The organism is Marvinbryantia formatexigens DSM 14469, from assembly GCF_025148285.1.
Lineage (GTDB): Bacteria > Bacillota > Clostridia > Lachnospirales > Lachnospiraceae > Marvinbryantia > Marvinbryantia formatexigens.
In genome coordinates this window covers 1,855,092-1,871,129 of the sequence record NZ_CP102268.1, presented here as the reverse complement: position 1 = coordinate 1,871,129, position 16,038 = coordinate 1,855,092, and the positions used below count along the sequence as shown (strand labels likewise).

Genomic DNA, 16,038 nt, shown 5'->3' with positions numbered 1-16,038 from the left:
TCCGTTTCGGTCGGCGCTAAACGAGTTCCATCGGGACTCAGCGCCCGCATATCGGTAAATTTATTCTACCATATAATAGCCGTTTTTGAAATAATCTATTGAAAACCACAGGCTTTTCAGATATACTTTCCGTAAAGAAATAAGTATAAAAATTGCAAAGGATGAACAAAGATGAACTACGAGGAATTATACACAGCGCTGCAGCCGCAGGAAAAGTCGGTAAAGGACCGTCTGACGCAGCTTCAGAAGCTTTTTAAGGCAGTGGGAAAAGAGACGGAAAGCGGGGATGTGAAAAGTCTTGCGCGCGATCTGGGCGCGATGGCGGAGACGGCGGAGCTGCTCTCGGCGGCGCTGAAGGAGATAAATGATACGGTTTCCGGCTTTGACACCAGAGAATACTTTGAGAACGGAGAATTTGCGGAGCAGATGCTGGCAATCTGTGAAGAAAAGGGCGTGGATGTGCGTGGGGAATTCCCGGTTTATGAGATGTTTCCGTACCGCGTGAAGCTGGATGCCGAAAACCAGGATATCTATCTGGACCGCAAAAAAGTGCAGTGTATGCGTCCGCAGAGCTTTGTTGATACCGTAAAGGCAGGGCAGGAGAAGCTGAATAAGGCATCTTTTAATGCGCTTACATTTGCCAGCGAGCTTTCCGACGCCTATGACATGGCAGTTTTGAAGCTGAATAAGCGCCCGGAATCCGATATTTATCTGACGAGTCTTTACAAATTCCTGGCGCCGATGAGCCGCTTCCGCAAGGATTACGACCAGCAGAGCTATGCCTTCGACCTGGCGAGGCTGTATGCGGTCAGAGATGATATCGGGGAGACGAAAAACGGCAGAAAAATCCAGTTTGGACCAAGCCGCAAGTCGAGCAAAGCGATACGTATTCTGGACGGGGACGGGAAGGAGCAGTATCTTGCGACTATCCGCTTCTATAAAGAAGGAGCAGAAGAATGAACGTAGAATACAGAGAAAATCCGACGATGATGGCGGAGCAGGATGTGACATCCGGAGAGAATGCGGCGGCGGAAACGGACGTTTCGGAGCAGGAGGAAAATTCCTGTGGGATTAATTTTCTTACAGATTTCTGGAGAGAAAAATATCTGCAGGAATATATCCGGGACGGCGGCAGCAAAATTAAATTCGTAACTGGCCGCCAGGGAAGCGGAAAAACATATTTCCTGCAATTAATGACAAAGCTTGCGCGCAGGGAGAATTACAAGACCGTGCGCTTTTCCGCGCGCGATGTCTGGATGCATGATTTCCGGGAAATATACATAGAAATTTTTCATCAGTGCGATATTATGGATTGCCTGGAGGCAGCCAGTCATCATCTGATTCGGGAAATGGGGTTTGATGAACACGAGATTCCCGAAGGCATGAAATTTATCGACTATCTTTCACAGAACGGAATGGGGGATGCGCTTACAAAGCGTGAAATCCGTGCACAGCTCAAAAGCCTTTTTCTTGATAATCCCATGCTGGACAACAATTTTGCGCTGGCGTGCAGTATGCTCACCGGAAGTATTCTCGGATATCCGGTTCTGGAGGAGCAGAACCGCGAGCTGCTGCTTGCGTGGCTGGAGGGCGACAGGACGATTAAGCTCTCACAGCTCAGAGCGATGGATTTTTATCCGAGCCGCATCACCCGCTACAATGCCAGACATATGCTTCGCTCTCTGGCGGAAATTATTCGGATGGGCGGTTATTCCGGACTGTTTATTGCCATCGATGATCTGGAGATTCTTATCAGCCGTTCCAGTCTGGAACCGGTGCATTACACCAAAATGAAGCGCGAGGATACTTATGAGAGCATCCGTCAGCTCATTGACGATATTGACAGCATGAAAAATATCATGTTTGTCTATGCTTTTGACCGGAAGCTGATGGACGAGGAAAACACCGGTCTGAAATCGTACCAGGCGCTGTGGATGCGCATCCAGAATGAAATTGTGGGAGAGCGCTTCAACCGTTTTGCCGATATGATAGATCTGGACCGTCTGGCGGCGCAGGAATACACGCCGGATGTGATTGTAGCTATTTCAGAGAGCATTGCGCGGGCGCAGAAAAGCGCTCCGGCGGCGCCGCTGAGCCTGGAGACGGCAGAAGCGATCGTGCAGCAGGCGCGTACCGGCGCAACAGGTATTCCACAGCTCATTCAGAGCGCCATGCAGGAGGAAAAAGAGAATGTATGATTTTGAGGCAAGACACATTATCGAGGCGCTGCGCTCCGGGATTCCCTCGCGCGCGGTAGGACAGTATTTTTCCGAGGCGCGCCCGAAAATCATGAAAGAAATCGGCGGACGCCTGGATATGGTGTGCGACGGCGGGAAATCTGGCGGAATGATTATCAGCGGAAAATACGGGGAGGGGAAAACACACCTCCTTAACACGGTGTTCAACCTTGCTCACTCCAACAACATGGTGGTTTCTTATCTTTCTCTGAGCAAAGAAACGCCGATGGATAAGCTTTATCTGGTTTATCAGAAAATCATACAGAATACCTATCTGCCAAAACGCAGACAGCCGGGATTTATGCACGAGCTGGAGAAAATTTCCGCAAACAGCCCGGTTGCCAACGAAATGCTTTTTTATGCGGCAAAGCAGCTGGAAACAGATAAGCTGTATTATCTTTTCCGCTCTTATCTGAACACGGAAGACCCGGAGGAGAAATTTCTCCTGCAGGCAGATCTGGAGGGAGATTTTATAGCAAACGCTCCGCTGAAAAAGATTTATCGCCGCATCTTCAGCCAGCCTGCAAAATATAATGTCAATTTCACAAAGACGAAGCACTGTCATGATTATTTTTCCTTTATGAGCCATCTGTTCACGCAGATGGGCTACAATGGATGGGCAATCCTGATTGATGAGACAGAGCTGATGGGGCGTCTTGGCAAAAAAGCGCGCCTGAACGCTTATCGTAACATGGCCGATTTTCTTCTTTCAGAGCGCTGCACAGAGCGCACCTTCAGCATCTTTGCGCTCAGCGCCTCCTATGTAGAGGATGTGATAGAGGGCAAGCACGAATATGAAAATCTGGAAGCCATTTATCCGGAGGCGCAGGAGCCTGCGAAAACCGTGTTAAATCTGCTGGTCAGTGCGCCGCAGCTTTTGCCGCTCACAAAAGACGAAATAAATGAGATATTATGTAAAATACAGGACTTTCACGGCAGAGCCTACGGATGGAATCCAAATCTCTCTGTCTCTTCCCTGGCGGAGGCAACGCAGTCTGGCGGTTATCTGCTGCGCACCAAGATCCGGGCGGCAATCGAATTTCTGGACCAGCTCTACCAGTACGAAAAAGCTGGGAAAACAACCATCAATGAGCTTGGAAAGGAAGTCTTTACGGAGGATGTGCCCTCGCTGGAGGAGTTTGTGTGATGCATCAGCTATTATTTGTTTTAGATGTAGAAAACAGGGGTTGGTGTCGGATAACTTGGGCTGAATAACCGGAGCATTTATGGCAAGATTGAATCATAGAAAGATGTCATCCGGCATTCATGAAGAAAGGTAGGTGTAGCATGAAACCGGAAATTGCGATTGGAGCTCAGGATTTTGAATATATACGGAAGTATGGTTACTTTTTTGTGGACAAAACATCCTTTATCCGTCAGTGGTGGGAAAGCGGCGATGTTGTGACTTTGATTACCCGTCCTCGCCGGTTTGGGAAGACCATGAACTTGAATATGGTGAACTGCTTTTTTTCAAATGTTTATGCTGGTAGAAGCGACTTGTTTGAAGGGTTGACCATATGGGAGAAAGAGAAATATCGGGAATTGCAGGGAACCTATCCGGTAATTTTCTTAAGCTTTGCGAATATAAAGGGAAATACCTATGAAGCAACGAGAAAAGGAATTATTCAGGCACTAGTAAAGCTTTACAGTACTCATGCATATGTCCGGACAGAGAAATTCTTAAATGAAAAAGATTTGGCATATTTTGACTCTGTAGGTATGGATATGCCTGAAGATGTGTCAGTTCTGTCACTTATGTATCTTTCGGACTATTTGAGCAGATATTACGGGAAAAAAGTACTGATTCTGCTTGACGAATATGATACACCGCTGCAAGAGGCCTATGTCAATGGATATTGGAACGAGTTGGTTGCTTTTATGCGGAGTTTGTTTAATTCTACTTTTAAAACAAATCCTTATATGGAACGGGGATTAATCACAGGGATTACAAGAGTAAGCAAAGAATCTATCTTTTCGGATTTAAATAATCTGGTTGCTGTAACTACAACCTCTGAGCAGTATTGCACGCAGTTTGGTTTTACAGAAGAAGAAGTATTCCGCTCGCTGGAGCTGTTCGGAATGGGAAACCGGAAAAAGGATATAAAAGAGTGGTATAACGGCTTTACCTTCGGAAGCCGCAAAGATATCTATAATCCGTGGTCTATTACGTGTTTTCTTAAGGAAAATGTTTTGAAACCGTACTGGGCGAACAGTAGCGCAAACAAGCTTGTGAGTACGTTGATTCAGCAGGGCACTTCGGAAACGAAGGAAATTATGGAAGATTTGCTGGCGGGAAAAGCTCTGGAAACAGAAATTGATGAGGAAATTATTTTTGACCAGCTTGGCAGAAAACGGGGCGCACTCTGGAGTATGCTTCTTGCCAGTGGTTATCTGAAAGTGGATGAGAAAATCTTCAGTGATGAAACAGGACGTTTTACCTACCATCTGGTGCTTACAAACCGCGAAGTCCGCCTTATGATGGAGGATTTGATCAGAGACTGGTTTTCAGAGGACTCCGTTCCTTACAACGCTTTCTTGAAAGCGCTGCTCGTGGGAGATATAGAATATATGAACGAGTATATGAAACAGATTGCAGAGTTTACCTTTAGTTCTTTTGACACGGGGAAGCATCCGTCATCAAACGCAAACCCGGAACGCTTCTATCATGGGTTTGTGCTTGGGCTGATTGTAGAACTGGCAGGAAAATACCGCATTACTTCGAACCGGGAAAGTGGTTTTGGACGGTATGATGTGGTGATGGAACCTCTGGAGCGGAAGGCACCGGCGTTTGTGCTGGAATTTAAAGTAAGGAATCCGCGGAGAGAGAAAACCCTGGAGGATACCCTCCAGATGGCACTTACGCAGATTGTGGAAAAAGATTATGATGCAGAGTTGGTTGCCGCAGGGATTCCGAAAGGGCAGATACGGCATTATGGCTTTGCGTTTGAGGGAAAAAAGGTATTGATTGGTTAAGAAATTCTCGTGAAGTGTCAATATGCAAGGGAGTTGCAGTCAGAAATGGCGGCAGCTTCCTTTTTTAGTGCGCCCGGCGGGCGCACTAAAAAGGATTCATCGGTTACCGAAAAAAATATAAAAAGTGTTTATGTCCCCCAAAAAACATATCAGATGTATAAAATATTCATTTGCATTCCGAGCGTGAGAGATGTATGATTATATTGAATAAAATAGACGGAACTGTAAAAAATGTTTAATAAAGGAGGGGCTTATGGATATCAAGAGGGATAAATATCTGAATGATTTGGTTAACCGTATGCATAATGGAATGATAAAGGTTGTAACTGGCATCAGAAGATGCGGGAAATCGTATCTTATATTTAATATTTTCAAGAACTATTTGTTGGGGCAGGGAGTGGCGGCGTCCCATATAATTGAGATTGAACTGGATCAACGTAAAAATAAAAAGTATCGCGATCCGGATATAATATTAGATTATATTGAATCCCTGATAGAAGATGATGAGCAATATTATATCTTGCTTGATGAAGTGCAGATGTTACGAGAGTTTGAGGAGGTTTTAAATTCATTGCTCCATATCAGAAATGCAGATATATATGTAACGGGAAGTAATTCTAAATTTCTATCCAAAGATGTAATTACTGAATTTAGGGGAAGAGGCGATGAAATTCATATTTATCCATTATCGTTTAGGGAATTTATGCAAGCCTATGATGGTGATATGTACCGCGGATGGGCAGAATATGTTGTATACGGCGGTCTTCCGCTTACCGTAACAATGAAAACCGAAGAACAGAAAATTAACTATTTGACAAATCTCTTCAAAGAGACTTATCTGAAGGATATTATTGAGAGACACCATATTGAAAAAAAACAGGAGTTAGAAGATTTGGTTAACATTCTGGCTTCTGCTATTGGTTCGTTGACAAATCCACCGAGAATTGAAGCCACATTTAAAAGTGTGATTCAGTCAACAATCAGTTTGAATACCATCAGACAGTATATTGAGTATTTGGAAGATGCTTTTATTATTAATAAGGCAAATCGTTATAATGTAAAGGGCAGAAAATACATCGGTACGCCGTTGAAATATTATTTTGAAGATGTGGGATTAAGGAACGCAAGATTAGGATTCAGACAGGTGGAAGAAACACATCTAATGGAAAATATCATTTATAACGAATTGCGAGGCAGAGGTTATTCTGTAGATGTTGGTGTTGTAGAAAAGCGTGGAACAGATGAATATGGGAAAGAGTATAAGAATCAGTTGGAAATTGATTTTGTAGCAAACCTCGGTAGTAAACGCTATTATATTCAATCAGCGTTCAGTATGCCGACAGAAGAAAAACGTATTCAGGAAAAGGCTTCTCTTGTCAATGTAAACGATTCTTTTAAGAAGATTATCATTGTTAAGGATGTTGTGAATGTTACAAGAGATGAAGACGGAATTACAACCATGAGTATTTATGACTTTTTATTAAAAGAAAATAGTTTAGAACTGTAAAAATATTTTAATGGTTTTGATATGCAGACGTTACAATGATGCTGGTTTCAATGTTGGATTCTTGAATATGGCAGATTCCATCATAACCACGATATTTACAGATTAAATCATTATTAATGCGGTTCTTTCTGAATCAGATAAGAATAACTGCCCCTCTTTATATACGAGTTCTTCCATTGTGGAAGAAAGAAGGGAAGAAGCGGCATCCGGATAATATTTACGCAGCTGGGACAGGACACGTTCTTGATAGGCGATTTATTAATAATTTTTTGAAAATTAATGATAAATTTAAAAAATAATTGACTTTTAACTAAATAAGCATTATAATTATGAATAATTTAAAAATGTTATATAATATTTGAAATTCATTGGCTTGCGGAGGTGGAATATTATGTCGCCTTTATTGATTGGAGTTATTATTCAGGCAGCTGAAAAGGCCGCCGAACTGGCGAGAGATGTTGGAGTACATCCAGGTGCTCTTATGAAATCTTCAGAAGAATCAATAAAAACTTTGGCAAAAGAAGGAGAGAACTATTTTAATGATGCAGCTGAGGATGGATGGTCGCAAGTAGGTAATGGCAGCAATACGGTTTTATACAGGGAGTATGTGGTCAACCCGTATTTTGAATATACGAAAGGAATGCAAGAAGCGGTTTGCAATTATTTTTCTGGGTTGTCGTTGGTTAATGTAGAGAGGGGCGGCGGTGATGCTAAACGTATAATTACATGTGAGGCGAAAGCGGTACGAAGTATTGTGGGTCTAAAACTGGATATTAGAGTGGAAATTGTTCAAGTGGGCGACAAGGTCGAAGTTTATTATTATTCTCCATCAAATGAAAAATTAGATTCAATAAAAGCATTATTTAGTACACCAGTATCTGGAGTGAAAAAACTGGTAGCAGGTTATTTACGCCATGATTTGCCGATGGGTATTAATAAAACAATCTTAAACTATTTGGGATAGGCGGTGCTGTGATTGTAGAACAAGAATGCGTGAATAGATAAGTAACCAAATAAAAGGCTCTGTCATATGTGATCGGTTGTAAAAGACGTTGCAGCAGTTGGGTGACAGAGCTTTTTGTATGATACAAAATTTAGTTTTTCGTCTGAGTGGGTGAAGAAAGAAGTATGAGATTAGGAATCAGAAAAACGTTTCTTGATGTAGTCGACGTTAAACTTCGAATAATAGGGGAAAATCATTAAGCAGTATTCGTTTCTTGTCTATCCGAAGGGACAACTGAAAAATTCTGAACAAATTCTGCTTAATATTAAAGAGAAGTAAGGGAGTTGCAGTCAGAAATGGCGGCAGCTTCCCTTTTTTCGTATCAAGAGAAATTTGTAAAAATTGCTTACCGTCGGTCAAAATTATTTTTTACATTTGTAGTATTTACAATATGTGAACGCATAAGAAAGAAAATACGATGTGAAAGTGATATATAAAAGATGGAATATGAATATGAAGTTTGAATAAAAGATGCCATGCAAAAAAGCGGATTGCATCCAAAAATAACCAAAATTTCCAGAAAAATAAGTATTGACAAAAAATACTTTGCAAATTATACTGTTAGTGTAAATCAAAACTGTTGGGCAGAGGCAGAGAGGCTTTTTTCTAAAAGTAAAGTTAATACTCTGCGCTATTTGCGTCTTTGAGGGGATGGGACAACTTCCTGCATGGGACAAGGCAAAAGTAAGCCCGGCATGGCAGAACTTTAAAAACAAATTAATAAGGGTCTGCAACAAAAAAGAAAGAAAAGGAGACTTGGTTATGAGAACTAACAAGAAAAAACTCGCGGCCTTGGCAATGTCTGTTGTAATGGCTGCGAGTACGATGTCCCTCTCAGCTTTCGCTGAGGAAGCAGCGACTGACGTTGTGACAGAAGAAGCGCAGGAAACGGCGGAAACTTTGGCAGCTGCTGTATATGTTACTGGTGCTGACATCAGCGAAGATGGAACGGTTACGGTAACTTATAGTGATCAGACAACAGAAACATGGCCGCAGAAGGCTACAAGTGAACAGGTTGCCGCAACATGTACTACTGGAGCGGCTACACGGTGGTCTATTGCGATAGACGGCACAACCTATCATCAGAATTATGAGACAAGCGCACCGCTTGGGCATGCATGGAGCGAGTGGGCAAGAGAGACCATTGATCATGGTGATTGCTCACTGGGAAAGGCTGGACAGTCAGCGCTGGTAAGAAGATGCTCCAGGTGTGGAGAAAAAGAGGTGGATGAAAACAGCTATGAATCTGTACCGGCAAGTCATAATTTGACGAAAGCTACCCGGACAAATCTGGTGGCAGGTAACAATGTTGAGATAGTCAATGGAGAAGCTGTCCTCAAAAATACTGCTAAAAATGGTACATACTATGTGGTGACAGAGAAGCAGTGCACGATGTGCGACGGTTGGTTTGAGACCGATAGAAAGACAGAGAAGCTTTACGCTAGCACAGGTGAACGTGCTACAACCAAGGTCGTTAAAGTAACAAATATTAAATCTGGTCTGGCGGCAGGTGAGGAAATCGAAGTTGGAACAGACGGACGCTATGTAGATGAAGATAAGATTATACTTACTAATTGCTCTAAAGATGCTACATATACAGTAGAAGATTTTGATGCAAAAGGGAATAGCCTTGGTACAGCAACTTATACTATTACGGCGCGTCATTCAGAAGGAACACCGACAGTAGTGGGGAAAACAGCTGCAGATAAAGAACTTATTCAGGTTATATATGATACAAAGGGAAATATAACAGATGTTGTCAGCAAATCCTGCTATAAGTCAGCAACATATGTGTGGACTGTTAAGTGCTTAAGCGATACCTGCTCATACAAAAATAATATAATTCTGGAAGAAGAACGGACGGCTGAGCCGGCTGGTACACATAAGATTAAAGCATCCGCAGAAGCGGCAGTAAAAGCTCTTCAGGATAATGCAAAGAGAAATGCTGGTTATGCGACTCAGAAAGCATACGATGCTTTCCTGGAAGCAGCGAATGCAACGGGAAGCGGCATGAAGTACAATGCTTCTGTTGTATGCAACGAAGGTGGAACTGTTACAATTACATATATCTGTGAAGAATGCGGTGAAGAAATTGCAGATGGAACAGTTACTGTAAACATTGGCAAATTTGATCACAGCGCTGAAGCAAAAGCAAGACAGGAGAACAGAGTTGAAGCTACATGCACAACAAATGGTTCTTATGATTCTGTTACTCATTGCAAATATTGTGATGCGGTAATGGCAACCAGAAAGGTAACGCTTGCTAAACTTGGCCATACAACAGAAAAAGATGGCGATAAGAATGCTCAGATTAGATTTGAAGGCAGCGTAGTAGTTGGTGATGGTACAACCTGGAGAGTTGGAAGCAAAGTCGGTGCTAATGGTTTTGTAGGTGGCGGTGCAATGAACGTTCTTACAAGCTATGGTGTACAGGTGGATGCAGTTACGGCGTGCGAGAGATGCGGTGAGGCTACGGTTGTAGGAACTCCGGAAATAACTATCGCAGCTCTTCAGAAAGAAACGAAAGAGACAGCAGGTTCGATTACTTTAAATGCTTCTTATAAAACTGCAAATGGTAATAAAGTTGTAACAGACACAGTTACTGTTCCGTACTACAGCGATCTGGGTGCTTACTTTGACAGAAATCCGGAAGAGAAACCGATTAATGGTCTGCAGCTTGATGCTGATGGCGTAGTTCGTTACTACAAGGATAGCGAGTTCCAGGCAGATTACGCAGGAATCGCTGAGTACAACGGCGGTGAGTTCTTTGTAGCAAATGGTGTTGTTTGCAGCAAAGCTAACGGTCTGAATGAGTACAATGGTACATGGTACTATCTGGCTAATGGTCAGGTTCAGCGTGGATTCAACGGACTGGCTCTGTATGATGGCGCTTGGTTCTATCTGACAAATGGTGTTCTGGATACAAATGTAAGCGGTCTGGTTCCGTACAACGGAGGAACATTCCTGTTCACAAATGGTCGTCTTCGCAATGATGTAAACGGTCTGTGGCAGAACAGCGACGGCACATGGTACTTCCTGGCACTTGGACAGGTTCAGAATCAGCATACCGGTGTTGCAATCTATGATGGCGAAGCTTTCTATGTAAGAGATGGTAAGCTTGCAAAAGACTACAAGGGAACTGTTCAGTATGACGGCGCTACATTCAACGTAGTAAATGGTCAGCTCTATGGTCCGGTAGCATAAGTGATTAAATTCACTTGATTTTGGAAAAGATAACTGAGTAAGGATGGGGGCTGCTATCAGATTCTCTGACAGCGGCCCCTGTTTTATAAGAAGCGGATAGAGAGGATACTGTATACATGAATAGAGAAAACAACTTTGGAATTATCCGCATTATTGCCGCCTGGTTTGTGTTTGCCGGACACTTGGGACTGATTCTTGGCGGTACGGCGCCGCGCTTTGGGGGATTCAGCCTGCACGAGCTGGGAGTCTTTACTTTGTTTCTGATAAGCGGCTATCTCATCACAATGAGCTGGCTGTCGGATCCGCATCCGCTGCGATTTGCCATCCGCCGTTTTTTCCGCCTGTGGCCGCCGCTCGCCGTGATGGTGCTGCTGGTCGTGTTTGTGGCGGGACCGCTGCTGTCTGATCTGGGTGTGAAAGGATATTTTGAAAGCTGGTATACGGTTTATCTGCGGAACCTGCGGTTCTTTCCAGTGTTTGCCCTCCCTGGTGTTTTTACGGATGTGCCGATTCCGAATACTGTCAACGGCTCGCTCTGGACGATGCCGGTAGAAGCGGCTCTTTATGTGATAACGCCGATTTTGCTGACGATACTGCGCGTAAAGCATGGGTCGAAAATTTCTTTCCGTATCATGGCGGTATTTACCATACTGGTGTGCGGGATAAATGTGGTTTTTATGACTGTGGGCGTGCAGAATCAAGTGGTGGTTTACGGCGTGAACCTGTTCCAGGCATACCAGGTAACTGTTTGTTATGTGATTGGAATCCTCTTTACCTATGAAGAGGTACGAAAGTACCTGAATATACAGCTTGCCTGCGTGGCAATGTGTGTGCTTCTGGCATTCCAGTCCGCTTCTGGAACCCTGCAATATATACTGTTGTATCTGATTTTTCCGTATTTTATTTTTTCCTTTGTTTTTGCTCCGAAACCGGTATTTAAAAACGTAGGGAAGAAAGTGGAACCATCCTATGGAATCTATTTGTATGGCTTTTTCTTCCAGCAGCTCGTAGTTTCTCTGCAGCTGCGGCATGGAATAAGCCTTGGCTATACGAAAACGTTTTTGCTCAGTGCCCTGTTCACACTGGCAGCGGCTGTGGTATCCTGTTATCTGGTGGAGAAACCGATGCAGCGAGTCAGCCACTTCCTTATTAAAAAGGTGAAAAGGGAAAATACGGAGCCGAAATAGTAGGGAGGGATGTTTGTGAACGTAGTTGACCGTATTTTTCAATTAAAGGAAGAACGCAATCTTACCAGCAAGGATGTGGAGGTTGGCGCGGGACTTGCAAATTCGAGTCTTTCCCAGTGGAAAAAAGGGAAAGGGAAACCAAGCCTGGAAAATATCATAAAGGTGGCATCTTATTTTAACGTATCCACCGATTATCTGCTGTGTCTTTCTGATGAAAAAAATGGCAGAGGAGAAACTGATAAATCTCTATCAGAAGAAGAGAAGCTTTTGCTCAGAGCTTACAATAATGCAACCGTTCACGACAAGTTCCGCATTATCCAGATCTGTATGAATTCACTTGATGAAAACATAAGGAAATATGGAGATTTGTTCTTAAATTACTGACTGGCAGAGGTGCCAGCCAGTTTCTTTTAAGGAAAGGGAGCAAAATTTCTGCTGTTTATTTTTATCTCGCGGCAGACGGCGTTCCAGAAAGCCAGCCCTTCACCGTTTCCAGATTGACTTTCACCGCCTTTGCAATTTTTTCTACTGGAAGACCCATGTCAGCAAGCTCAAAGGCAGTCTCCCTGGCCTTTTTCATCTCGCCGGTTGCTTCCCTCTCATCTCCATACCGTTCAACGGCATATTCCTGTTCAAATAATGTCATCATAATATTTATAACCTCCTTTTCTCGGCCACGAAGATATTCTACCAATACATTCCTGTCTTTACAAATGCGGATTGTCTCCAATACAGCCTGCCGCGTTCTTCCGTGGAGTTTTATCTGTTCATTATAAACTTTCTGATTTTATTCTACTATCGTATTTTATGTATTGCAAGCGACCAGGATAAAGTTCCTGGAAAATTCATAAACGAGGCTATGGAAATCCGGGTCACAATCCAGTTGGCTTATCCGTGTCAATATATTTTCTTCTCTATCGTTTCTTAGCTTCTTCTTAACCTCATACGGCAGAGAGAAAATGATAAATCTCTATCGGAAAAAGTTCTTAAATTATTGACTGGCAGAGGTGCCAGCCAGTTTCTTTTTTCTTTAATATAGCGCATAAATGCAATTCTTAATTCTTTAATAATATTCTCAAAAAGAAAAAGAGAAATTTCAAAAATATGTTATTGACAAATAGAGTAATTTCAACTATACTTCAAATTGTAGACAAGAAGTGTTGAATGGAAGCAAAGGCTTATTTTCCAGAATAGGATTTTGCTTTCTGTGCTTCTTCTGAATCCTGGAAAGCTGGTTTGGGATGCAGAATGAAGTGAGTACGGATTCAACATGGCAGGACCTGAACAACAACATAATAAGGGGTCTGCTGCAAAAAGAAAGAAAAGGAGAAATGGTTATGAAGCTTAACAAAGTGAAGCTCACAGCTATGGCAATGTCTGTCATGATGGCTATGAGTTCAATGTCAGCAGTAACATTTGCAGAAGAAAATGTTACAGAAGCAGCGACAGAAACTGTTACGGAAGCAACAGCAGAAGCGCAGGCAGAAGATGCGGGAACAGAAGGAACTGTAGCTGCAAATCCGCCTGTGGAGGAAAAGGTGTATGTAGGACTTAGAGTTACAGACGTTAATAAGGATACCGTTGTGGTTGTATGGAATCAAAATGGAAAAGAAATTACGACGTCACCACTTAAGCAGTCAGTGAAAGTAACTCCTGCAACTTGTGCTTCTTTGGAAAAGAGAACCTATACGGTAGAATATGCAGAAGGATTATCTGCTGCTACAACAGTTGAGGTTCCGGGAACTATTCTGAAAGACCATCAGTGGGGCGAGACTTATAAGGATTTTCTCAGAGAACCGTCATGTGATGAGAACGGAATTTACAGAGAAGCTCGCAAATGTGCAGCTTGCCAGACGGTAGAATATGTAAGCGATGAAATCGAAGTTGAACCGGCGGGACATAAGGTTTCTTCGTGGACGTTTATTAAATACTGCGTTACAGGCGACAAGATTGGCAATCAAGCGGTAGATGCTGTAAATACCAAGCTTGTAAATGGTAAACCGGCATTAATCGACCCGACGCAGGAAGGTTTCTACATTGAATTGTATGAAGGCAAATGCACGAAGTGCGAAAAGAATGTGACAAAGACAGAAAGAGTACGGATGGAAGCTGAGCAGGTCAGCAGAACAGAAGTAATGAACACGGTAAACATTGATGAAGCTGCAACTGCGAGAGCTTTCAAGGTGTTGTCTTTTGATAAGGTTACGGCTGATATGTTGAAAGCAGATCCGAATCTCATTGTTTTTGAGGATTGTCTGAAAGCTGGTTCTTACCAGGTATATTACTACTATCAGACGAACATCAATAATCCGAGAATCGAAACAGTTACGATTGGTGCGCCGCATCATTCGGAAGTAAAGAATGTTGTATTTGTAAATGATGCAGATGAAGACAAATGCACGGTAAAAGGAACGACTGTTATCAACAATACCTGCAACGAGGACATCCGGTATTATATCAATACGACATGCCGTAATTGCGATATGGACAGGAATTCAGATGTGATGATTGCAGAGCCGCAGGGTCCGCATAAAATTGACCAGAGCGTTAAGAAGTATATGGATACTCATATCACAGACGGTATTCTGGACAGCTATGAGGATATGATGACATGGCTTAGCGCAAATAATAAGAGCCAGTATGTATCTGTTGAAACAACAGCTACCTGCACAGAGAATGGTACAACTACAGTAACTCTGCTCTGCACAACCTGTAAGAAGCCGACTGATACTGTTTACACTGCAAAGACAGATATGTTCAACCATTATTCCATCACAAGGAATGCTGTTGTAGAACAGAAAGAATCAACCTGTGAAGAAAAGGGTTATATTATCAGCGCTGACAAGTGCAATCTTTGCGGAAAAGAACTGAGCAACAGAGTAAAGAAAGAAGTTAAGAGACTTGCACATACCAATGAAGTTGGCATTAACGATAATGGTACCTCTAAAGGAACAAAAGATGTTCTTGATGAGACAACTACCGTAGAACTTATTGGAGAGGTTCTGGTAGATGTTAATGGAGAAACATTGAACTTGAACGGGCAGTATATCAAACCGCAGGACCTGGTAAAGATGGCTTCCGGTACTCTGGTTGTTAAGGTATACAACAACTGCTCTACATGCGGCAATAACAAACAGGATATCACAGGCGACCAGATTGTACAGATTAAGGTTGCAAGCATCAAGAAAGAAACCGAACTGAAGGCAGGCAGCATTACACTGGATGTAACAGTTGAAGGTATTGATGCAAAGAACCAGAGGAAGATAATTTCCAAGCAGTTTACAGCAGACTACTTTACCAACGCTGTATCTTACCTTGACAGAAAAGATACACTGAAGCTGAACGGTCTGCATCTGGAAGACGGCAAGTTCAATTACTACAAGGATGGCGTAATTGATACTACCTTCAAGGGTCTGGTAGATTACAACGGAAGCCTGTTCTATGTAGAGAACGGCACTGTTGCAACAGATGTAAATGGCGCGAAGCTCATCAACAATAAGTGGTACTTCCTTGCATATGGTATGGTTCAGACCGAGTATGTTGGTCTTACAACCTACCAGGGCAAAGCATTCTATGTACAGAATGGTATCATCGATGTTAATGTAGGCGGACTGGTTGAGTTTGACGGAAGAAAATTTGCGGTAGCATCCGGACGTATTATTGACGAATACAGCGGACTGTGGCAGGATCCGGCAAGCGAGAAATGGTACTATCTTGTACGCGGTCAGGTTACTGACAAGACAACCCTTGTACTGTATGATGGCGCATGGTTCTACGTAATCGACGGCAGACTGGCATCTGATTTCACTGGAACAGTGAACTATGACGGCGCTAAGTTCAACGTAGTAAAGGGTCAGGTTTATGGACAGGCTTAATGAGACTGCTTAATCGTACCGTATGCGATTTGGCTGATTGATTGATAAGCTA

At 42.9% G+C, this 16,038-nt stretch carries 11 protein-coding genes; 10 read left to right on the top strand and 1 reads right to left on the bottom strand.

Going from position 1 to position 16,038, the window contains the following annotated elements; translation table 11 throughout:
* The first annotated feature begins 171 nt into the window (after positions 1-171).
* From NQ534_RS08990 to NQ534_RS08950, 9 genes are all read left to right on the top strand, one after another.
* Positions 172-960 (top strand): hypothetical protein, encoded by a 789-nt coding sequence (locus tag NQ534_RS08990; RefSeq protein WP_006860520.1) that lies wholly within the window; start codon positions 172-174, stop codon positions 958-960.
* Positions 957-2,198, top strand: a complete 1,242-nt coding sequence (locus NQ534_RS08985; RefSeq protein WP_006860521.1) for a BREX system ATP-binding domain-containing protein — start codon at positions 957-959, stop codon at positions 2,196-2,198. Before NQ534_RS08990 ends, NQ534_RS08985 begins: the two co-directional genes overlap by 4 nt.
* The gene (locus NQ534_RS08980; protein ID WP_006860522.1) at positions 2,191-3,384 is read left to right on the top strand and encodes a BREX system ATP-binding domain-containing protein; all 1,194 of its coding nucleotides are present in this window, start codon (positions 2,191-2,193) and stop codon (positions 3,382-3,384) included. Before NQ534_RS08985 ends, NQ534_RS08980 begins: the two co-directional genes overlap by 8 nt.
* A gap of 140 nt (positions 3,385-3,524) precedes the next feature.
* Positions 3,525-5,210: an AAA family ATPase gene (locus NQ534_RS08975; protein ID WP_040781962.1), complete on the top strand. Its 1,686-nt coding sequence runs from the start codon at positions 3,525-3,527 to the stop codon at positions 5,208-5,210.
* A gap of 253 nt (positions 5,211-5,463) precedes the next feature.
* Positions 5,464-6,717, top strand: a complete 1,254-nt coding sequence (locus tag NQ534_RS08970) for an ATP-binding protein (protein WP_006860525.1) — start codon at positions 5,464-5,466, stop codon at positions 6,715-6,717.
* A 391-nt stretch (positions 6,718-7,108) separates the two neighbouring features.
* A complete protein-coding gene (locus NQ534_RS08965) occupies positions 7,109-7,681 on the top strand; it encodes a hypothetical protein (RefSeq protein WP_006860527.1) in 573 nt (190 codons plus the stop codon).
* Between the two features lie 801 nt (positions 7,682-8,482).
* The gene (locus NQ534_RS08960; RefSeq protein ID WP_040781964.1) at positions 8,483-10,924 is read left to right on the top strand and encodes a PspC-like choline-binding domain-containing protein; all 2,442 of its coding nucleotides are present in this window, start codon (positions 8,483-8,485) and stop codon (positions 10,922-10,924) included.
* Between the two features lie 116 nt (positions 10,925-11,040).
* Positions 11,041-12,111 carry an acyltransferase family protein gene (locus NQ534_RS08955; RefSeq protein WP_006860530.1) on the top strand — a complete coding sequence of 357 codons (1,071 nt, stop codon included), beginning with the start codon at positions 11,041-11,043 and terminating at the stop codon, positions 12,109-12,111.
* Positions 12,112-12,120: 9 nt separating this feature from the next.
* Positions 12,121-12,495, top strand: coding sequence for a helix-turn-helix domain-containing protein (locus NQ534_RS08950; protein WP_006860531.1), 375 nt, complete (start codon positions 12,121-12,123; stop codon positions 12,493-12,495).
* 61 nt (positions 12,496-12,556) lie between these two features.
* Here NQ534_RS08950 and NQ534_RS08945 read toward each other — a convergent pair whose 3' ends face one another.
* Positions 12,557-12,760: a hypothetical protein gene (locus tag NQ534_RS08945; protein ID WP_040781968.1), complete on the bottom strand. Its 204-nt coding sequence runs from the start codon at positions 12,758-12,760 to the stop codon at positions 12,557-12,559.
* Positions 12,761-13,448: 688 nt separating this feature from the next.
* Between NQ534_RS08945 and NQ534_RS08940 the strand changes: the two genes are divergently transcribed.
* The gene (locus tag NQ534_RS08940; protein WP_242655306.1) at positions 13,449-15,986 is read left to right on the top strand and encodes a hypothetical protein; all 2,538 of its coding nucleotides are present in this window, start codon (positions 13,449-13,451) and stop codon (positions 15,984-15,986) included.
* Positions 15,987-16,038: the final 52 nt, after the last annotated feature.